The following is an 18,474-nucleotide window of genomic DNA, read 5'->3' on the forward strand; positions in this document are numbered from 1 at the left end:
CGGGTCACGCTGCCTGTAGAGGGCGGGATGGCGTCGACGTCAAGAGCCCCGGTCGCGGCAACAAAAAAGACCGGCTGAAAGCCGGCCTTTAAGAACGTTGCGATGAAAGCCCGATCAGCTTTCCTTCGGCGTCAGCACCTGGCGACCGCGATACATGCCGGTCTTCAGGTCGATGTGGTGCGGACGGCGCATTTCGCCGGAGTTCTTGTCCTCGACATAGGTCGGGGCCTTCAGCGCATCGGCCGAGCGGCGCATGCCGCGCTTGGACGGCGAAGTTTTTCGTTTTGGCACAGCCATGGAAGTGCTCCACTAAAAAAGCCCGCAACCCTCGTAAAAGGGCCACTCTGGCGGGCCGATATCTCCAGAAAGTGCGGTGTCCATACACGGGCCACGCCGCTTTGACCAGTGCCGGCACGATTTTTTTGCGCGAGCGCCTCGCACAGCGCTATCTGAGACAGCCGACATAGCCTCCGGCCTTCGCCGCGCGCCGCTCGATGATGGAAGCGAGCCGCTTCAGGCCCGCCGATGGACGGGCCGGATTTCGGCCGGCCGGATTGGGCAGCGTGACGGCCAGCAGCGCGGCCTGCCTGGCGGTCAGGTCCGCCGCCGAGCGCGAGAAATGGTGTTGGGCCGCGGCCTCGATACCGTAGATGCCGGGGCCCCATTCGGCGATATTGAGATAGATTTCCATGATCCTGTACTTCGGCAGCACGAAATCGGCATAGACGGCGAGCGGCAGTTCGATGAGCTTGCGCACGGTTCCGAGCGGTCGCTGCCAGAGATAGAGGTTCTTGACCGTCTGCATGGTGATCGTCGAGGCGCCGCGCGTCGCCTCACCGGCCAGCGCATCGTCGATCACGACCTTGAGTTCGGCAAGGTCGACGCCGCGATGCGCGCAGAACTGCCCGTCCTCCGACATGATCACGGAATTCGCCAACACCGGAGCGACCTCGTCGAGCGACACCCAGCGCCGGTCGTAACCCGAGAATGTCACCAGATCCGCCAGCATCAGCGTCGACACCGGATGGACGAAGGAAGGCCGGTAGAAGACCGTGAGGACCAGCGGAAGCGCAATCAGCGCGGCAACGGGAAGCACAAGGCGACGCAGCCAGTGGCGCGGCGTGCGCTTTCCCCGCTTGGACTTCGCCGCCATGGGTCTCCCTTCGGTCCGTCGATCCACGATCCGCTCAGTCACGCGCGCTTCCCCGCTTCAGGGTCTGGCATAATGACGTCCAGACGGATAGGCAACACACAGCCCGGCGTGCCGCTTGACCGGGCCCGCCCATGACGTAAACGGTCGCACCATGCTTGATGATGCAAACTTGGCCTTCGAGACCGTCCTGGAACTGCGCGCCAGTTCCGTCGAGGACCTGCTTCGCCGACTGCTCGACGGCCGCTTGCAGCCGGGCGAGATTTCCCGCCCCGACAGACTGCTCGCTGCGATGCGCCACGGTGTGCTCAATGGCGGCAAGCGCCTGCGGCCGTTTCTTGTGCTGGAATCGGCAGCCGTCTTCGACGCCGACGCCGATGCCGCAATGCGGGTCGCGGCAGCGCTCGAATGCGTGCACTGCTATTCGCTGATTCATGACGACCTGCCCGCCATGGACAATGACGATCTGCGACGCGGGCAGCCGACGGTTCACAGGGCCTTCGACGAGGCCGCCGCCATTTTGGCTGGAGACAGCCTGCTTACCCTCGCTTTCGACATCATCGCCGATGAGGCTACCGGGCTCGACGCCGACCGCCGCTGCGCCCTCGTCGTGGCACTTGCCAGGGCATCGGGCATCGGCGGCATGGCCGGCGGCCAGACTCTCGACATCGACGCACAGCGCTCGCCGCCCGGCGAGCCGGGCATCATCGCGCTGCAGGCGATGAAAACCGGCGCCCTCATCCGATTCGCCTGCGAGGCGGGCGCGATCCTGGCTGGCGCAGCGCCCGCCGAACGGGAGCGAATGGCCGAGTTCGGTTCGGCTATCGGACTTGCCTTCCAGCTTGCCGACGATCTGCTCGACATAACCGCCGACGCAGAAAGCCTCGGCAAGGCCACCGGCAAGGACAAGGCCGCCGGCAAGGCGACGCTCGTTGCGCTGCACGGCGAGGATTGGGCGCGGCTGCAGCTCGCCGGGCTCGTGACCCAGGCGCAGGAGCTGCTCGACATCTACGGCGAACGCGGCGCAATGCTGAAGGCGGCAGCTTCCTTCGTCGCGGCTCGCCGCAAGTAGCGGCAAACACACGAAATTTTAAGGCAAATGCCGCCTAATCCCGACATTGGAATTTTGCGCACATGTTCGGGGTATGCGCTTGTCAGATCGTTCGACTTTCATCGATTCCGTTAGGCTGCGCTATCTCTCGGGCTTGGCGATCTTTGCCGTCACCTGCGGTGCGATTATTTTCGCGATGCATCACATCAATGCATTTCGCTACCAGATCGATGACGTTAGGGCCCAGATCGTCGACCTCAGGAGCGGCCTCGCCAAGGCTACCGCCTTCGCCGAGCAGGTGACGCGAAACTGGAGCAATGGAACCGGCGACCAGTTCGCCAGGGCGGCCGCCAATCATGCCTCGCGGCTGAGCGCGGTCATGGCCGCGCTGGAGCGCGACATTTCGACCGTGAGGCCAAGACTCGCAACGTCGACCAACGACGCCATCGATTCCGCCTCCGTCAACGGAGACCTGCTGTGGTCCGCGCGGGATCTTGTCCGCAATCTTGGAAAACTCGGCCAGACTGCCGAGGCCAACGAGGTTGCCTACCGCGAAATCCGCAACCAGAACGACCTGTTCATCCAGCCGATGCTGCAACGCGCCGACCAGGCGCTTGAGGCAGAGCATCATCGGGCCGAAGGACAGATGGAGACCGTGCTCTCCTCGGCAATCATCGTGCTGCTTGTCGTCCTGGTTTCCGTCGCGATCTGGGTCTTCCGGCCGATGGAAACCGCGATCCGGCGGGCGTTCGCCGAATCGGAACGGTCGCTGTTTCAGGCCGAGGCCGCCGACCGGGCCAAGTCGGAATTCCTTGCCAATATGAGCCACGAAATCCGCACGCCGATGAATGGCGTGCTCGGCATGGCGGAACTGCTATCCAAGACGGAGCTGACGCCGCGCCAGAAGACCTTCACCGACGTAATCGTGAAGTCCGGCAACGCACTGCTGACCATCATCAACGACATTCTCGATTTCTCGAAGATCAATGCCGGTCAACTTGCGCTCGAGAACGCGCCCTTCCGCCTTGCCGAAGCGGTCGAGGACGTTGCGACGCTGGTGTCGGCCAGCGTCATGGAAAAGAACCTGGAACTGATCGTGCGTATCGATCCGACCCTGCCGCCCATGGTCGTCGGCGACGTCGGCCGCTTCCGTCAGATCCTCACCAACATGCTCGGCAATGCGGTGAAGTTTACCGAAAAGGGCCATGTGCTTGTCGACGTCTCCGGCGAGTCCGGCAAAGGCATGGCGCGGCTGAAGGTTCGCGTCGAGGATACCGGCATCGGCATTCCCGCCGACAAGCTGCAGACGGTTTTCGAGAAGTTTGCCCAGGTCGACGGTTCCTCCACGCGTCGCCACGAAGGCACCGGGCTCGGACTTGCGATTGCAGCCCGCCTGGTCGACCTGATGGGCGGCAAGATCGGCATCGAGAGCGAGGTCGGCCGCGGTTCGATCTTCTGGTTCTCTGTCGCGATGCCCATTCACTCGACCGGCGCCGCCGAACAGGATGTGCCTGTCGACGTCACCGGCGCCCGCGTGCTCGTCGTCGACGACAATGCCGTGAACCGGGACATCCTGCTCGAGCAGCTACGCAACTGGGGATTTGACTGCGCGGCTGCGGAGAACGGCGCGATCGGCCTCGCCTTCCTCGAGCGATCCGCCCAGATCGGGGCCCGCGTGGACTGCGTCATTCTCGACTACCAGATGCCCGGGATGAACGGCGTCGACGTCGCCAGGGCAATTGCCGCCGAAGAGCGGATTGCGTCCGTACCGGTCGTGCTGCTCACTTCCGTCGATCAGGTCGACTTCAACCGCCTGACCGTCGAATGCGGCATTGCCGGCCACCTTACCAAGCCCGCGCGTTCGGCAGCGCTGCTCGGAACCCTGGTCAGCGTCATACAGCGCGCCCGCAACGGTGCCTTCGTCGGCAGCTTCAGCGACCGGAGCGAGCCGACCCGCAGCGTTCCGGAGCCGCGTCCTGTTCCGCGTCCGGTGCCCACGCAGCGCCTGGAGACAAAGCCGGCGGGCGACGCCTCGATCGACATTCTCGTCGCCGAGGACAATGAGGTGAACCAGCTGGTCTTTGCCCAGATCCTGAACGGTCTGGGCCTGACCTACCGCATCGTCGGCAATGGCCGTACCGCCGTCGAGATGCATCGCGCCATGCGGCCCAAGCTCATCCTCATGGACGTTTCCATGCCTGAAATGAACGGATTCGAGGCGACAATCGCGATCCGGCAGGCAGAGGCCGCAAGCGGTGCGCATACGCCGATCATCGGCGTCACGGCCCATGCGCTGAAGGGCGACCGCGAGAAATGCCTCGAATCCGGCATGGACGACTACCTGCACAAGCCGATCTCGCCCGACCGGCTGAGCGCCAAGATCGCCGGTCGTCTGGGCGACGCGCAGATCGCTGTGAGTGCCTGACGGCCTTTCCTGTCAGCGGTTCTTGAGCACGATGCAGGAGCCGCCCGCGCCGCGCAGCTTGCTGCAGATGCGCTCCGCCTCCGCACGGTCGTCTGCGCCGATCCTCACCACGTAGATTCCGCGCCGGCCGCGTGGCGAACGCACCCGGCTGACCACCGGCTCGTGCCCGGCGACGGCGCTGGCGACGCGGCGGCTCAGCCTTTGCCATTGCCTGACGGCCGCCTCGCGCCGGAAATTGCCGGCAACCTGGATGCCCCAGGGCTTCACGCTGACCGTCGACATGGCGACCATTGTTGGACGAAGTGCCCTGAGCTGTCGGCACGCGCCCTGGAAATCCAGTTTAGGATCAAGCGGTTGGACCGTCCCGGCGTAGGTCTGGTCGGAAAATCTATCCACCGGCTCGCCCATGATGTCCAAAACGTAGTTCTCGGTCTCCATCGGCAGGTATCCGCCAGCCGAAAGCCAGCGCGAGACCCTGGCCTCGCCGGCATTGTAGGCTGCAGCCGCCAGACCGAGATTTCCGAAGCCGGTTTTCAGCTCGCCGAGATATTTTGCCGAAGCCGGGATCGCCTTGTCGATATCGAAGGAATCGTCGAGGCCGCGCATGGCGGCAGTGCCTGGCATGAACTGGGCGATGCCCTCGGCGCCGGCCGGACTGACCGCCCCGGGATCGAAGCGGCTTTCCTTGAAGATCAGCCGGGCGAAAAAATCGCGCGGCAGGCGATGCCGGTCGGCCTCATTGCCGATCAGGGTGCAGATGCGGCTGACGGTGACCGGATGGCTGCGACCGGGAGGATCGGCAATTGCCTCGCCGCAGAAGGAGACCGTCCCGCAAAGCAGCATGAATGCCACTTGCCGGAGCCGCATCGGTCTACTCCGCGGCCGACTTGGCGCGGCCGAACCGCTGCTCGATATAGGCAGCCACCATTTTCTCGAAGTCGCGCGCAATGTCGGGGCCACGCAGCGTCGCAGCCTTCTTGCCATCGATAAAGACAGGCGCTGTCGGCGTTTCACCGGTGCCGGGCAGCGAGATGCCGATATCCGCATGCTTGGACTCGCCCGGCCCGTTGACGATGCAGCCCATCACCGCGACCTTCAGTTCCTCCACGCCGGGGTAGAGATCGCGCCATGCCGGCATGTTCTTGCGCAGGTCGGCCTGGATGTTCTGGGCCAGTTCCTGGAATACCGTGGACGTGGTGCGGCCGCAGCCGGGGCAGGCAGCGACGATCGGAACGAACTGCCGGAATCCCATCGTCTGCAGCAGTTCCTGCGCCACCTGCACCTCGCGGGTGCGGTCGCCATTGGGTTCCGGTGTCAGCGATACGCGGATTGTGTCGCCGATGCCCTGTTGCAGCAGGATGCCCATGGCGGCCGACGATGCGACGATGCCCTTCGAGCCCATGCCCGCCTCGGTCAGGCCAAGATGCAGCGCGTGGTCGGAGCGTGCGGCGAGTTCGGCGTAGACCGCGACGAGGTCCTGCACGCCGGAAACCTTGGCCGACAGGATGATGCGGTCGCGCGGCAGTCCGATCTCTTCGGCGAGTTCGGCCGACAGCAGTGCCGACTGCACGATCGCCTCGCGCGTCACCTGCTGCGCCGTCAGCGGAAAACCCTGCTTCTGGTTGTCGTCCATCAGTCGCGTCAGCAACTCCTGGTCGAGCGAGCCCCAGTTGACGCCGATCCGGACCGGCTTGCCGTAGCGGATCGCCATTCCGACGATGTCGGCGAACTGCCGATCCTTCTTTTCCTTGAAGCCGACATTGCCCGGGTTGATGCGGTATTTCGCCAGTGCCTCGGCGCAGGCCGGATGATCGGCAAGCAGCTTGTGGCCGATATAGTGGAAGTCGCCGACCAGCGGGACGTCGATGCCCAGCCGCGCCAGCCGGTCGCGGATATGCGGCACGGCGGCGGCCGACTCGTCGCGGTCGACGGTGATACGCACGATCTCGGAACCGGCGCGATGCAAGGCGGCGACCTGCGCGACCGTGCGGTCGATGTCCGCGGTGTCGGTGTTGGTCATCGACTGCACCACCACCGGCGCGCCGCCGCCGACAGTCACGCCGCCGACGTCGACGCCGACCGAATGCCGACGCGGGAACGGTGAGGAATAGTATCCGGTCATTGCCGGTTGCCTTTCGAGACAGGATTCTGCCCTGAGGTGGCGAACCGGGCCGCCTCTGTCAACTCCCCGAAGCCTGCGGGCCGCCTGCAACGGAACTGTGACGGAGCGCCGGCGCAGCACCTGCCGGGCTGCAGGTCATGGCACTGTCGTTGCAAAATCGACTGTATTCGCAGCCCAACGACAATGATTTCTAAGGGTTCGTAACATAGACTCACCAAATGTGATGCGTGGACGAGCCCGTTCTGTGGCAGAAATCCGCGCCAACGACACTCGAGGGGCCCATTTCGGGGGCGGATGCACATGGCGGGCAAGTATTTCGGCACGGACGGAATCCGTGGCAAGGCCAACAAGTATCCCATGACGGCGGAAATTGCCATGAAGGTCGGCATGGCCGCCGGGCTTTCCTTCCAGCGTGGCAGCCATCGGCACCGCGTCGTGCTTGGCAAGGACACGCGGCTCTCCGGCTACATGATCGAGAACGCCATGGTCGCCGGCCTGACTGCGGCGGGCATGGACGTCTTCCTGCTTGGTCCGATACCGACACCGGCCGTCGCCATGCTGGCGCGGTCGCTGCGCGCCGACATCGGCGTGATGATCTCGGCCTCGCACAATCCCTACTACGATAACGGCATCAAGCTGTTCGGACCCGATGGCTACAAGCTGTCCGACGAGATCGAGGGCCGCATCGAGGCGATGCTCGACCAGGACATCGACCTGGCGCTCGCCGATTCCGACGGGCTCGGACGCGCCAAGCGTGTCGACGGCGGCGACGACCGCTATATCGAGTTCGCCAAGCGCACGCTGCCGCGCGCCATGTCACTTTCGGGCCTGCGCATTGTCGTCGACTGCGCCAATGGCGCTGCCTACAAGGTCGCCCCGGCGGCGCTCTGGGAGCTCGGCGCCGAGGTCATCGCCATCAATGTCGAACCCAACGGCTTCAACATAAACAAGGAGTGTGGCTCGACCCACCCCGCTGGCCTGTCGCAGAAGGTGCACGAGGTTCGCGCCGACATCGGCATCGCGCTCGACGGCGACGCCGACCGTGTCGTCATCGTCGACGAGAACGGCGAGGTTGTCGACGGCGACCAGATCATGGCGCTGATTGCCGAATCCTGGCACCAGTCGGGCCGCCTCGCCGGTGGCGGCGTGGTCGCCACGGTGATGTCCAATCTCGGGCTGGAGCGCTTTCTCGGTAGCGTCGGCCTGGAACTTCATCGGACCAAGGTCGGCGACCGCTATGTCGTCGAGCACATGCGCGCGCACGGCCTCAATGTCGGTGGCGAGCAATCCGGCCACATCGTCCTGTCCGACTTCTCCACCACCGGGGACGGCCTCGTTTCCGCGCTTCAGGTCCTGGCCTGCATCAAGCGCCAGAACAAGCCGGTCAGCGAACTGACCCGCAAGTTCGAGCCGGTACCGCAACTGCTCAAGAACGTCCGCTTCTCGGGCGGAAAGCCCCTCGAGGAAGCGCCGGTCAAAGCCGCGATCGAAGATGCGCGCGACCGCCTCGGCAACACCGGCCGTCTGGTCATCCGCCCCTCTGGCACCGAGCCGCTGATCCGCGTGATGGCCGAGGGCGACGATCCGAAGCTGGTCGAGACCGTGGTCAACGACATCGTCGGCGTCATCGCCGAGAGCCGCAGCGCGGCCTGATCCCGGGTGGCGCTTCGCCCGTCAGCCTCCTTTTCAGACCACGTCGGGCGACCTACATTAGGGTCCAGCCGCCTTAGAAGGCCGCCCGAGGAGACTGACATGGACGCCAAGACCTATCCCGTGACCCGCAGCGAAGCCGAGTGGCGCGAATTGCTGACCGCTGAACAGTACGAAGTCATGCGCAATCACGGGACCGAGCGGCCGGGCAGTTGCGCGCTCCTGCACGAGAAGCGTGCCGGAACCTTCACCTGCGCCGGCTGCGACCAGCCGCTCTTCGAATCGAAGCTGAAGTTCGAGAGCGGCACCGGTTGGCCGAGTTTCAACGACCCCGTACCCGGATCGGTCGAGACTACGACGGACCGCAGCCACGGCATGGTTCGCACCGAATGCCACTGCTCGCGCTGCGGCAGCCATCTTGGCCATGTCTTCGAGGACGGCCCGCCGCCGACCCACCTGCGCTACTGCATCAACGGCGTGGCGCTGAATTTCACGCCGGCCTGAGGGTCATTTCCGCCCCCCTGCCGGGCGGCAGCAGCTTTGCATATCTTTACATTCCCCCGCTAAGCAGGAAACCTGACGCCGCTAGCCTTGGATCATCGCAGCGATGGTGCTGCATGATGAAAGGAAGACGATCATGGAACCCGAGAAGCAGGAAATTCACACTCCCGAAGCTGCCGCCAGCAACAGCGGCTGGGGCCGTCGGCTGGCCATGGGTTCGCTGGCCATCGCCGCGCTTGCCGGTCTCGGCCTCGCCTCGGCCAAGGGCAGCGACATCGCCGCAGCGCAGTTCGGCATGCACGGCTCCGACGGCAAGGCGATGCAGGTCTCGATGCGTGGCAAGCATTTCGGCGAGCGCCGGCTCGACTACATGCTCGATGAGATCGACGCGACGCCGGAGCAGGCGACGAAGCTGAAGGAAATCTTCGGTTCGGCCCGCGACGAGGTCGTGCCCATGGTCGAGGACTTCCGCGATACGCGCGGCCAGATCGCCGATTTGCTTGCGGCGCCGACCATCGATCGCGCGGCGGCCGAGAAGCTTCGCGCCGACCGCGTCGCGGCAATCGACGAGGCCTCGCGCAAGATGACGACCGCGGTCCTCGACGCCGCCGAGGTCCTGACCCCGGAGCAGCGCGCCCAGCTTGCCAAGCACTTCAAGGAACGCGGCGAGCGTGGCGGCCACGGCCGGCACGGGCACGGCCGGTGGTAGTCCGGTTCCTGGCGGAGTAACGACAACATGGCGGAACAGGTCCTGATCGTCGACGACGACACGCGCCTGTCCGCCATGATCGCCGACTACCTGTCGGGCAATGGCTACACCGTTCATTCCGCAGCGACGGGCCACGCCGGCATAGCCGACCTGGCCCGTCGCTCGCCCGACATCGTCATTCTCGACATCATGCTGCCTGACATCGACGGCTTCGAGACCTGCCGCCGCATGCGCGCGACGTCAGACGTGCCGATCCTGATGCTGACCGCCAAGGGCGAGGAGACCGACCGCATCGTCGGCCTGGAACTCGGCGCCGACGACTACCTGCCCAAGCCCTTCAACCCGCGCGAGCTTCTGGCCCGCATCAAGGCGATCCTGCGTCGCCGTCAGGGCGGACGTTCGGACAGCGACAGGGTGCTGCGCTTCGGCCGGCTCGAGATCGATCCCGGTTCGCGCCAGGTGCGCCTCGACGGACAGGAGCGCCAGATGACAAGCCACCAGTTCGACCTGCTCGTCGCACTCGCGGGCAATGCCGGCCGCGTCCTGTCGCGCGAACAGTTGATGGATCTCGTGCGCGGCGAGGAGTTCGACGCGTTCGACCGCTCCATCGACGTCCACATTTCGCGCATCCGCGCGGCGGTCGAGGACGATCCGAAGCATCCGCGGCGCATCATCACCGTGCGCGGCGCGGGCTATGTCTTTGCCCGCCAGCAGGATGGGCAAGGCTGAGCATGCGCAGTCGCCTTTTCCTCAAGATATACCTGACGCTCCTGGCCAGTCTTGTAATCGTCGCAGTCGGAAGCGCGCTGCTCATGCGCATCGGGCAGGACGATGAGGATCGTGGCTGGGCCGGGCGGCGAGACCGCTTCATCGCGGACATGCTGCCCGCCGGAGACGACCCGGTGGTCCTGTCCGCCACGCTCGACCGTCTTTCCGACGCGCTCGATGCCGACATCGCCGTCTATGGACCTGACCGCCGACTCATCGCGGCAGCCGGCTCATCGCCGCCTCCGCCCCTCGACAGGCCGCGTCGCGAAGCCAGGCGCGAGGGACGACGGGGCTTTGCGACGGAGCTTGCCGATGGCCGCTACGTAGCCTTGCGGTCCGATCAGCCCCTCGGACCCGGGCGTCGCAATCCCCTCGGATCGCTGGTGCTGGTCGCGGCCGTCATCGGCATTGCTGCCTACCCCGTCGTGCGCCAGCTGACCCGCCGCCTCGAAAGCCTGCGCAAGGGAGTCGAGGTCTGGGGCGGCGGCGACCTGTCCCGGCGCGTTCCTGTCTCAGGCAGCGACGAGGTCGCGGCCGTTGCCAAGAGCTTCAACGAGGCGGCCGGGCAGATCGAGCGGCTTGTTGCCGCGCACCGCTCGCTGCTCGCCAATGCCAGCCATGAACTGCGCTCGCCCCTGGCGCGGCTGCGCATGGCGATCGACCTTTACGAGCGGTCGGCAAGCGACAGGACACGCGACGAGATCATCAAGAACCTCGGCGAGCTCGATGCCCTCGTGGAGGAGATCCTGCTTGCCAGCCGGCTTGACCATGTGCGCAGCCCTGAGCGCGTCGAAGACGTCGACTTGCTCGCCCTCACAGCCGAGGAGGGGGCCGGAAGCGATGTCGCGGTCACCGGGTCTCCGGCCACCGTGTCGGGCGACGCACGCCTGCTCCGGCGGCTGGTGCGCAACCTGATCCAGAACGCCCTGCGGCACGGCGCGCCGCCGGTGACGACGCATGTCCGACGCGATGGACCGGTCGTGCGGCTGGTCGTGCGCGATTGCGGTGACGGTATTCCGGAAGGCGAGCGTGATCGCATCTTCGAGCCCTTCTACCGCCCGAGCGGGCGCAGCGAGAGCGCGGGAGGCTGGGGAATCGGCCTCTCCCTGGTGCGCCAGATCGCCGTTCACCATGGCGGCTCGGTGCGTTACGAAATGGTGCCCGAGGGCGGCGCCTGTTTCGTCGTTGAATTGCCGGCGAACGGCGCACAAACCGACGCTTGAAGCGCCTCGAACCTGCTGGCCTGATTATCTGCTGCGGGCTTCCGCCTTGGCTGGATGCACCAAGCCTGCGTGCAACGCCCTGGACCCGGAACCGGCATAAAAAAAGCCCGCTGCCGGGAGGAGGTGGCAGCGGGCTCGATCTGAGGCGACCCGCGGGAGGAGGTGCGGACCGCTCGGAGTTGGCATCGCATCTGGGAGGAGTAGATGGCCAACATCTGCAATCTAGGTCTTGCCCAATGATTCGGCAATAGGTCAATGTGCCTGACATATAGGCAAAATGTCGCAGGTGGCCGTAGGGCTCCTCGCCGCGTCTCGCGCCCGCCTAGCGGTAGAGCAACGTTGGCAGCCACATGGTGAAGATCGGGAAGAAGGTCACCAGCATCAGCACGACGAACAGCGGAACGAGGAAGGGAAGCGTCGCGGTGACGCAACGCTCGAACGGCACCTTGGCCACCCGCGACAGCACGTAGAGCACCATGCCGACCGGCGGCGTCAGCAGGCCGATCATCAGGTTGAGCACCAGGATCACGCCGAAATGCACCGGGTCGACCCCGACGCTGACCGCGATCGGCAGCAGCACGGGTACGAGAATGGTGATCGCCGCAACGGTTTCCATGAAGCAGCCGACCACCAAAAGGATGGCGTTGATCAGAAGCAGTATCACGATCGGGTTGTCGGACACGCTGAGGATCAGCGCCGCAAAGTGCTCCGGCACGCGGTTGGAGGTCAGGATCCAGGCGAAGATCGACGCGGCGGCGACGATGAACAGCACCACCGACGTGGTCTCGATCGTATCCAGCGACACCTTGAGGAAGCGCCGGACCGTCAGCGTGCGGTAGACGAACAGGCCGAGGAAGAGCGCCCAGGCGCAGGCCGCGATCGCGGCTTCGGTCGGGGTGAAGGCGCCCGACAGGATGCCGCCGACGATGATGACCGGCGTCAGCAGCGACAGGAACGCGCGCGTGAAGGCCGTGCCGAGGATGGACATCCTGAAGGCCTGGTCGCGCGGATACTTGTAGCGATGGGCGTAGAAGGCGACCATCGCCATCAGCGCCACCGCCATCAGCAGGCCGGGAATGAAGCCGGCAGCGAAGAGCTGGCCGATCGATGCGCCGGCCACGACGCCGTAGATCACCATCGGCAGCGACGGCGGTATGATCGGCCCGATGGTCGACGAGGCAGCGGTAATGCCGACCGCGAAGCCCGCGTCGTATTTTGCGTCGCGCATGGCCTTGATCTCGATGGCGCCGAGGCCGCCCGCATCGGCGACGGCCGCACCGGACATGCCGGCAAAGATCACCGACGCGCCGATGTTCACGTGGCCAAGCCCGCCCGGCAGCCAGCCGATCAGCGCCTTGGCGAAATCGAAGATGCGTTCGGTGATGCCCGCCGTGTTCATCAGGTTGCCGGCCAGGATGAAGAAGGGCACGGCCAGCAGCGGGAAGGAATCGACGCCGTTGATCATGCGATGCGCCACCACCAGCCCCGGGACATTGCCGTCGAGCAGGATGAAAACGGCCGAGGAACCGGCCAGCGCGATCGCAACAGGCACGCCGAAGGCGATCAGCGCGAAGACCATGACGAAGAGAAGGGTCAGGAGCATGATGTGCCCGCGGTCAGAGGGAAGGGCCGAGCACCGCCTTGGCGCTCTCCGGGTCGATCAGCCGGCTGGTGCCGGTGCGCACGTGCTGCCACGCCACCTTGATGGCGTAGAGCGTCATGGCCAGGAAGCAGGCCGCGGTGAACCAGTAGAGCGACGACTTGGGCAGGTTGATCGACACCATCATCTGCTGGGTCTTGCCCGCCATCTGCGTGCAGAGGAAGCCCATGAACCCGTAGAAGACGATGGAGATGACGTCGATGGCGATCTGCAGCGTGTAGCGCGCCCGCCGGGGCAGCCATCGGTAGGCGAGTTCCACCGCGATGTGGCTCTCCTTCCGGACCGCCATGATGGCGCCGAGGAAGGTGACCGCGATCAGCAGGAAGCGCGCGATCTCCTCGGTCCAGCCGAGCGAGTTGTTCAGGACGTAGCGGGTGAAGAACTGCAGGAAGACGACGAAGGCAAGCGCCCAGAATACGCCCAGGACCAGCGAATCGTCCCACTGGTAGCCGGACAGGTCTTCGTCCTCGGCGTGGATGAGGTCCGCGATGGACGATTCCGCGACCGGGGCATTCTTGTCAGCCGACATCGGGCAAGCTCCGAGGGGAAAGGCGCGGCGGCTGGCTGCCGCCGCGCTCGATGGTGGTCAGGCAGCCGTTACTTGATCGACTGCAGCTTGTCGTAGGTGGCCTGGTCCCAGGTCGCGTCCTCGCCGTTGTGAAGCTTCATCGTCGCTTCGCGGAATGGCGTGATGTCGATCTCGTTGACCGTCACCTTCTGGTCGCGGAACCACTGCACGAGTTCCTTTTCCTTCTGGATGATCTGCTCCGTGGCGCAGGTGGCGGTATCGTCGAGCACGCCCTCGAGCGCCGTCTGGTCCGCCGCATCCATGGCGTTCCAGGCCGGGCCGCCGACGATGGTCAGCAGCGCGTCGGTGATGTGGCCGGTGAGCGTGATGTACTTCTGCACCTCGTAGAACTTCTTGGCCTGGATCGTCGGCAGCGGATTCTCCTGCGCGTCGACCGTGCCCTGCTGCAGCGCGAGGTACACTTCGGCGAATGCGATCGGCGTCGGGTTGGCGCCGACGGCCTTCGGGAACATCATGTAGAGCGGCGCATTCGGCACGCGGATCTTGAGGCCCGCCATGTCCTCGGGCTTCTGGATGTCGACGTTCGATGTCGCGTGGCGCTTGCCATAATAGGTCAGCGAGGTGATGTGGTTGCCGGTCGCGTCGCCATAGCCCTTCGACAGATCGGCGAAGAGCTCGGAATTGCGGTATTTGTCCCAGTGATCGTAATCACGGAACATGTAGGGCGCACCGCCGATGGCGATCGGGCCGTAGGCGCGGCCGGCGAACAGCTGGCCGGTGTAGATGATGTCGACGGTGCCGAGACCCAGGCCCTCGTTGATGTCGACTTCCTTGCCGAGCGAGCTGGCCGGGAAAACCTCGATCGAGTAGCGCCCGTCGGTCGCCGCCTTCAGCTTGTCGGACGCCTCGACGGCGCAGGTGTGATAGGGCTCGCTGACTTCATAGACATGCGCCCATTTCAGCACCGTCTCGGCGTGAGCGACGGACGAAAGTGCCGTGGCGCCGGACAGCACAGCGGAAAACAGGATGTGCGGGATAGCTCGTTTCAAGGTAGTTCCTCCGTATAATTTCAAAGGCACCCGCGCCAGGCACTCCTCCGGCGGCAGAAACGGTGCCCGCGGCCGCGCCTGTGCGTCCGCTGATTCCGGCTGCCTATAATTGTCCTCCCGGTGGAAATGCGAACGCGGCCGCTATTTCTCAGACAAGTAGAAGCTACTTGCAGCTTTCCCGTGTAGCAAGCAGCTATATCGCCCAGCCTGCCCGCGGTTGCACCCGCCAACCCGGCGCAGGCGCCGATCTCGAGCTGATTGCCCGCCAGACCCCGCCGGCGTCGCATTTGCGCATTGCGGCGCAGCGGGTTTTGCCGTTAATTCGTGCGATGTCCGTTCATCTGCCAGATCATCTCCTCACCGGCTACCGCAACTTCATGAGCGGGCGCTATCCTTCCGAGAGTGGGCGTTATCGCTCGCTCGCACGCGAAGGGCAGACACCCGAAACCATGATCATCGCCTGCTGCGACTCCCGCGCGGCGCCGGAATCGATTTTCGATGCCGGGCCCGGCGAACTCTTCGTCGTGCGCAACGTCGCCAACCTGGTTCCGCCCTACGAGCCCGATGGCGAGTATCACTCGACCTCGGCCGCACTCGAATTTGCAGTGCAGGGCCTGAAGGTGAAGAACATCGTCGTCATGGGTCACGGCCGCTGCGGCGGCATCCGCGCTGCGCTCGACCCTTCCTCGTCGCCGCTGTCGCCCGGCGACTTTATCGGCAAGTGGATGAGCCTCGTTGCACCCGCCGCAGAATCCGTGACGGGCAACACCATGATGACCCCCGGCGAGCGGCAGACCTCGCTGGAACGCATCTCGATCCGCTATTCGATCGCAAACCTGCGCACATTCCCCTGCGTGAAAATCCTTGAGGGCAAGGGGCGGCTTACCTTGTCCGGCGCATGGTTCGACATTTCGTCCGGCGAACTCTGGGTCATGAACCGCGATACAGGCGACTTCGAGCGGCCTGACGCCGCCTAGAGGCGCCCTCAAGCTCCTCTTCTTCCAGCCTCAAGTCCCAGAAGACCGGATTCTGCCAATTCTTTAGGCAGATTGCCCAGCTGCGCATTCAACGCATTGCTGCATTGCGGCATCATATGTTGCGTTGCACCAAATCGGTACTACCTTTCACCTGTCAGGGAGGAACAACCTATTCAGTCGCCGCAAGGCGGCCCATCAAGGAGCCTCACCATGATCATTCAGAACCTTATCTCGGGTGCCCGCAGCCGTCTCACCAAGCGCCGCCGCTTCAACCGGATGGCCGACGAGATTGCCAGCCTGTCCTCACGCGACCTCGCCGACCTGCGCGCCGACCGCACCGACATGCTGCGTCAGGCCTACAAGGAAATTTACGGCTGACTTCAGATCAAGGGCGCCCGCTGGGCGCCCTTTCGATTCAAGGGATAGGGCCAATCGACTCGCGGGAATCAGCTCGCAGGTGACGGCGCGGCAAGCGCCTTCTCGATTTCCGGCATCAGGGTCCGGGCCAGCGACTGTTCTGTCAGCGGGCCGACATGCTTGAACAGGATCCTGCCGTCTCGTCCGACGACAAATGTTTCCGGCACGCCGTAGACGCCCCAGTCGATCGCTGCCCGCCCAGCCTCGTCGACGCCGATTGCCTTGTAGGGATTGCCGAAGCTGCCAAGGAAGCGGCGCGCATTGTCCGGCTCGTCCTTGTAGTTCATCCCGACCAGTTCGATGCGCGAATCGCGTGACAGGCCAAGCAGGAAGGGGTGCTCGTCCCTGCAGGGCCCACACCAGGAAGCCCATACATTCAACACGGTCACCTTGCCGGCAAAGCCGCTGCTTTCGATGCCCGGCATGCCCGTGCCTTCAAGCGGCGGCAGGCTTGTCTGCGGTGCCGCGTGGCCGATCAGTGCCGACGGAATTTCGGCCACGTCGCGGCCGGACACCAGCTGCATCAGGAACAGCGCGGCAAGCACGAAGAAGAGAGCCACCGGCAACAGCACCAGCAGCCGCCGCGACCGCGGTTCGGCGGTCCGCGCTGTCACGGCCTGGCCTCCTTGCGCTCGGACCGTCGGCGCAGGCCGGCGGCCTCGATCTCGGCCATGTCGCGCCGGCGCGCCCGCTGGTCGAGCAGGATCCAGGCGATGAGACCCCCGATGCCGACGGCCGAGATGGCGTAGGCAGCGGTTACGTAAAGTGTATGCGACGTCATGGCTTGCGATGTCTCCAGGCGCCTTCAATAACCTGCGCGCCCGATACGGGCAATCGACGCAGCCGTGATCGGCTAGTCGGCTGAGAAGCGCAGCGCCAGCGCGGCCGCTACCGGTCCGACGACCGCCAGAAACAGCGTCAGTGCGGCAAGAATGAGAAAGGGCGGCATGAATGGGTCGGGGTCGTTGACTGCTGCATAGCTTGCCGACACCCCGAAGATCAGCACGGGAATCGTCAATGGCAGGACCAGCACCGACACCAGCAGCCCGCCGCGCGGCAGGCCGACCGCCACGGCCGCGCCCGCTGCCCCCACGAAAGTGATCGCCGGCGTCCCCACCAGCAGCGTCAGCGCCGAGGCGCCGATGCCGGCCGGCGGCATGTTGAGGATGAGCCCGAACACGGGCGCCGAAATCACCAGCGGCAGCACGCTCGCGGTCCAGTGGGCCAGGCATTTCACCAGCACCGTGAGTGCCAGCATGTGCCGGTCGCCGGCGAGGATCAGGAGGTCGAGCGACCCGTCCTCGCGGTCGGCCTGGAACAGCCGGTCGAGCCCGAGCAGCGAAGCGAGCAACGCGCCGATCCACAAGATCGCCGGCCCGATGCGGGAAAGCAGGTTGAGGTCGGGTCCGACGGCAAACGGGATGGTGGCGATCACGGCCAGGAAGAACAGCACGCCTGTCAGCGCCCCGCCGCCTGCCCGGATGCCGAGCCTGATTTCGCGGAGATAGAGCGCGAGCATCAGCCGGCGTCCGCCAGTGCGACCTGGCCCATCTCGAGCGTGCGCACGCCCTCGAGGCCGAGCGGCAGGTGGGTCGCGGCGACAATGATGCCGCCATTCGAGAGATGCGTCGCCATCAGTTCCGTCAGCCGGGCCTCCGACTGCCGGTCGAGGCCGGCGCTCGGCTCGTCGAGCAGCCATAGAGGGCGGTGGCTGACCAGCAGCTTGGCGATCGAGCTGCGCCGCCTTTGCCCGGTCGACAGGTAGCCGAAGGGCAGGTGCCCGATCGAACCGAGCCCCACCATCTCGAGCGCTTCGCCGACATCGCGGGCCGGGTTGCCGCTGAATTCCTGCCAGAAGGCGAGGTTTTCCCGCACCGTCATCGCGGTCTTCATGGCGTTCAGGTGGCCGAGATAATGGCAGGCCGACGCCACGCTCGGGAAGTCTTCGCCGCCGCCCTCGAAGGCGGCACGGCCGGAGCCTGCCGGCAGCAATCCGGCCAGAACCCTCAGCAAGGTCGACTTGCCGGCGCCGTTTGGCCCGGTCACGATCAGGCACTCGCCTTCGCCAAGCGCGAAATCGATACCCGAGAATACCGGTTGGCCGCCGCGTTCGCCGCCCAGATTTTCAGCAATCAGCCGCATCGTCCCCCAGCCTGCAAGACTTCCCGCCGCGAAGCCGACGCATCGCGGCAAATATCCCATTCCTGTCTGGAACTCTTCCAGAATCTTCTTTATATCCAGAT

The 18,474-nt window shown here is 65.1% G+C and carries 20 protein-coding genes; 9 read left to right on the forward strand and 11 right to left on the reverse strand.

Going from position 1 to position 18,474, the window contains the following annotated elements:
- Positions 1-114: 114 nt before the first annotated feature.
- Positions 115-297: a 50S ribosomal protein L32 gene (gene rpmF / locus ACT2BZ_RS06525; protein ID WP_008834724.1), complete on the reverse strand. Its 183-nt coding sequence runs from the start codon at positions 295-297 to the stop codon at positions 115-117.
- A gap of 148 nt (positions 298-445) precedes the next feature.
- The gene (locus ACT2BZ_RS06530) at positions 446-1,153 is read right to left on the reverse strand and encodes a biosynthetic peptidoglycan transglycosylase (protein ID WP_457940035.1); all 708 of its coding nucleotides are present in this window, start codon (positions 1,151-1,153) and stop codon (positions 446-448) included.
- A 151-nt stretch (positions 1,154-1,304) separates the two neighbouring features.
- On the opposite strand from ACT2BZ_RS06530, the gene ACT2BZ_RS06535 reads away from it, so the two are divergent.
- Complete coding sequence (locus ACT2BZ_RS06535; RefSeq protein ID WP_457940036.1) at positions 1,305-2,222, forward strand: polyprenyl synthetase family protein; 918 nt, start codon at positions 1,305-1,307, stop codon at positions 2,220-2,222.
- 79 nt (positions 2,223-2,301) lie between these two features.
- On the forward strand, positions 2,302-4,626 hold the full coding sequence (locus ACT2BZ_RS06540) for a response regulator (protein ID WP_457940037.1): 2,325 nt from the start codon (positions 2,302-2,304) through the stop codon (positions 4,624-4,626).
- Positions 4,627-4,638: 12 nt separating this feature from the next.
- Here the strand turns inward: ACT2BZ_RS06540 and ACT2BZ_RS06545 are convergent, their stop codons facing one another.
- Both ACT2BZ_RS06545 and ispG read right to left on the reverse strand, forming a co-directional pair.
- Complete coding sequence (locus ACT2BZ_RS06545; protein ID WP_457940038.1) at positions 4,639-5,493, reverse strand: transglycosylase SLT domain-containing protein; 855 nt, start codon at positions 5,491-5,493, stop codon at positions 4,639-4,641.
- Positions 5,494-5,497: 4 nt separating this feature from the next.
- Complete coding sequence (ispG, locus tag ACT2BZ_RS06550) at positions 5,498-6,748, reverse strand: flavodoxin-dependent (E)-4-hydroxy-3-methylbut-2-enyl-diphosphate synthase (RefSeq protein ID WP_457940039.1); 1,251 nt, start codon at positions 6,746-6,748, stop codon at positions 5,498-5,500.
- A gap of 300 nt (positions 6,749-7,048) precedes the next feature.
- Between ispG and glmM the strand changes: the two genes are divergently transcribed.
- The 5 genes from glmM (at position 7,049) to ACT2BZ_RS06575 (ending at position 11,599) form a co-directional block, all read left to right on the forward strand.
- Positions 7,049-8,401, forward strand: a complete 1,353-nt coding sequence (gene glmM / locus ACT2BZ_RS06555) for a phosphoglucosamine mutase (protein ID WP_457940040.1) — start codon at positions 7,049-7,051, stop codon at positions 8,399-8,401.
- 99 nt (positions 8,402-8,500) lie between these two features.
- Positions 8,501-8,902, forward strand: a complete 402-nt coding sequence (gene msrB / locus ACT2BZ_RS06560) for a peptide-methionine (R)-S-oxide reductase MsrB (protein WP_457940041.1) — start codon at positions 8,501-8,503, stop codon at positions 8,900-8,902.
- 133 nt (positions 8,903-9,035) lie between these two features.
- The gene (locus ACT2BZ_RS06565) at positions 9,036-9,608 is read left to right on the forward strand and encodes a Spy/CpxP family protein refolding chaperone (protein ID WP_457940042.1); all 573 of its coding nucleotides are present in this window, start codon (positions 9,036-9,038) and stop codon (positions 9,606-9,608) included.
- Between the two features lie 27 nt (positions 9,609-9,635).
- Positions 9,636-10,337 carry a response regulator gene (locus ACT2BZ_RS06570; RefSeq protein WP_457940043.1) on the forward strand — a complete coding sequence of 234 codons (702 nt, stop codon included), beginning with the start codon at positions 9,636-9,638 and terminating at the stop codon, positions 10,335-10,337.
- Positions 10,338-10,339: 2 nt separating this feature from the next.
- Positions 10,340-11,599 carry a sensor histidine kinase gene (locus ACT2BZ_RS06575; protein WP_457940044.1) on the forward strand — a complete coding sequence of 420 codons (1,260 nt, stop codon included), beginning with the start codon at positions 10,340-10,342 and terminating at the stop codon, positions 11,597-11,599.
- Positions 11,600-11,921: 322 nt separating this feature from the next.
- On the opposite strand, the gene ACT2BZ_RS06580 is transcribed toward ACT2BZ_RS06575, so the two are convergent.
- From ACT2BZ_RS06580 to ACT2BZ_RS06590, 3 genes are all read right to left on the reverse strand, one after another.
- Positions 11,922-13,202 carry a TRAP transporter large permease gene (locus tag ACT2BZ_RS06580; protein WP_457940045.1) on the reverse strand — a complete coding sequence of 427 codons (1,281 nt, stop codon included), beginning with the start codon at positions 13,200-13,202 and terminating at the stop codon, positions 11,922-11,924.
- Positions 13,203-13,215: 13 nt separating this feature from the next.
- Entirely contained in the window at positions 13,216-13,788 is a 573-nt protein-coding gene (locus tag ACT2BZ_RS06585) for a TRAP transporter small permease (protein WP_457940046.1), read from the reverse strand.
- 68 nt (positions 13,789-13,856) lie between these two features.
- Positions 13,857-14,837, reverse strand: coding sequence for a sialic acid TRAP transporter substrate-binding protein SiaP (locus tag ACT2BZ_RS06590; protein ID WP_457940047.1), 981 nt, complete (start codon positions 14,835-14,837; stop codon positions 13,857-13,859).
- Positions 14,838-15,166: 329 nt separating this feature from the next.
- On the opposite strand from ACT2BZ_RS06590, the gene ACT2BZ_RS06595 reads away from it, so the two are divergent.
- Positions 15,167-15,814, forward strand: coding sequence for a carbonic anhydrase (locus ACT2BZ_RS06595; RefSeq protein WP_457941239.1), 648 nt, complete (start codon positions 15,167-15,169; stop codon positions 15,812-15,814).
- Between the two features lie 210 nt (positions 15,815-16,024).
- Positions 16,025-16,192 (forward strand): hypothetical protein, encoded by a 168-nt coding sequence (locus ACT2BZ_RS06600; protein ID WP_457940048.1) that lies wholly within the window; start codon positions 16,025-16,027, stop codon positions 16,190-16,192.
- Between the two features lie 68 nt (positions 16,193-16,260).
- On the opposite strand, the gene ACT2BZ_RS06605 is transcribed toward ACT2BZ_RS06600, so the two are convergent.
- The 4 genes from ACT2BZ_RS06605 to ccmA form a co-directional block, all read right to left on the reverse strand.
- A complete protein-coding gene (locus ACT2BZ_RS06605) occupies positions 16,261-16,845 on the reverse strand; it encodes a DsbE family thiol:disulfide interchange protein (RefSeq protein WP_457940049.1) in 585 nt (194 codons plus the stop codon).
- Positions 16,842-17,012, reverse strand: a complete 171-nt coding sequence (gene ccmD, locus ACT2BZ_RS06610; RefSeq protein WP_457940050.1) for a heme exporter protein CcmD — start codon at positions 17,010-17,012, stop codon at positions 16,842-16,844. Before ccmD ends, ACT2BZ_RS06605 begins: the two co-directional genes overlap by 4 nt.
- A gap of 72 nt (positions 17,013-17,084) precedes the next feature.
- Positions 17,085-17,750, reverse strand: a complete 666-nt coding sequence (ccmB, locus tag ACT2BZ_RS06615) for a heme exporter protein CcmB (RefSeq protein ID WP_457940051.1) — start codon at positions 17,748-17,750, stop codon at positions 17,085-17,087.
- Entirely contained in the window at positions 17,750-18,433 is a 684-nt protein-coding gene (gene ccmA, locus ACT2BZ_RS06620; RefSeq protein ID WP_457940052.1) for a heme ABC exporter ATP-binding protein CcmA, read from the reverse strand. The genes ccmB and ccmA overlap by 1 nt, the downstream gene beginning before the upstream one ends.
- Positions 18,434-18,474 lie beyond the last annotated feature (41 nt).

The organism is Mesorhizobium sp. 10J20-29 (assembly GCF_054130485.1).

Bases quoted from the DNA above. Each gene is read 5' to 3' on its own strand.
- ccmB (WP_457940051.1), bottom strand. From the start codon at position 17,750: ATGCTCGCGCTCTATCTCCGCGAAATCAGGCTCGGCATCCGGGCAGGC.
- msrB (WP_457940041.1), top strand. From the start codon at position 8,501: ATGGACGCCAAGACCTATCCCGTGACCCGCAGCGAAGCCGAGTGGCGC.
- ccmA (WP_457940052.1), bottom strand. From the start codon at position 18,433: ATGGGATATTTGCCGCGATGCGTCGGCTTCGCGGCGGGAAGTCTTGCA.
- ispG (WP_457940039.1), bottom strand. From the start codon at position 6,748: ATGACCGGATACTATTCCTCACCGTTCCCGCGTCGGCATTCGGTCGGC.
- rpmF (WP_008834724.1), bottom strand. From the start codon at position 297: ATGGCTGTGCCAAAACGAAAAACTTCGCCGTCCAAGCGCGGCATGCGC.
- ACT2BZ_RS06595 (WP_457941239.1), top strand. From the start codon at position 15,167: ATGTCCGTTCATCTGCCAGATCATCTCCTCACCGGCTACCGCAACTTC.
- ACT2BZ_RS06530 (WP_457940035.1), bottom strand. From the start codon at position 1,153: ATGGCGGCGAAGTCCAAGCGGGGAAAGCGCACGCCGCGCCACTGGCTG.
- ccmD (WP_457940050.1), bottom strand. From the start codon at position 17,012: ATGACGTCGCATACACTTTACGTAACCGCTGCCTACGCCATCTCGGCC.
- ACT2BZ_RS06580 (WP_457940045.1), bottom strand. From the start codon at position 13,202: ATGCTCCTGACCCTTCTCTTCGTCATGGTCTTCGCGCTGATCGCCTTC.
- ACT2BZ_RS06545 (WP_457940038.1), bottom strand. From the start codon at position 5,493: ATGCGGCTCCGGCAAGTGGCATTCATGCTGCTTTGCGGGACGGTCTCC.
- ACT2BZ_RS06570 (WP_457940043.1), top strand. From the start codon at position 9,636: ATGGCGGAACAGGTCCTGATCGTCGACGACGACACGCGCCTGTCCGCC.
- ACT2BZ_RS06600 (WP_457940048.1), top strand. From the start codon at position 16,025: ATGATCATTCAGAACCTTATCTCGGGTGCCCGCAGCCGTCTCACCAAG.
- ACT2BZ_RS06575 (WP_457940044.1), top strand. From the start codon at position 10,340: ATGCGCAGTCGCCTTTTCCTCAAGATATACCTGACGCTCCTGGCCAGT.
- ACT2BZ_RS06535 (WP_457940036.1), top strand. From the start codon at position 1,305: ATGCTTGATGATGCAAACTTGGCCTTCGAGACCGTCCTGGAACTGCGC.
- glmM (WP_457940040.1), top strand. From the start codon at position 7,049: ATGGCGGGCAAGTATTTCGGCACGGACGGAATCCGTGGCAAGGCCAAC.
- ACT2BZ_RS06565 (WP_457940042.1), top strand. From the start codon at position 9,036: ATGGAACCCGAGAAGCAGGAAATTCACACTCCCGAAGCTGCCGCCAGC.
- ACT2BZ_RS06585 (WP_457940046.1), bottom strand. From the start codon at position 13,788: ATGTCGGCTGACAAGAATGCCCCGGTCGCGGAATCGTCCATCGCGGAC.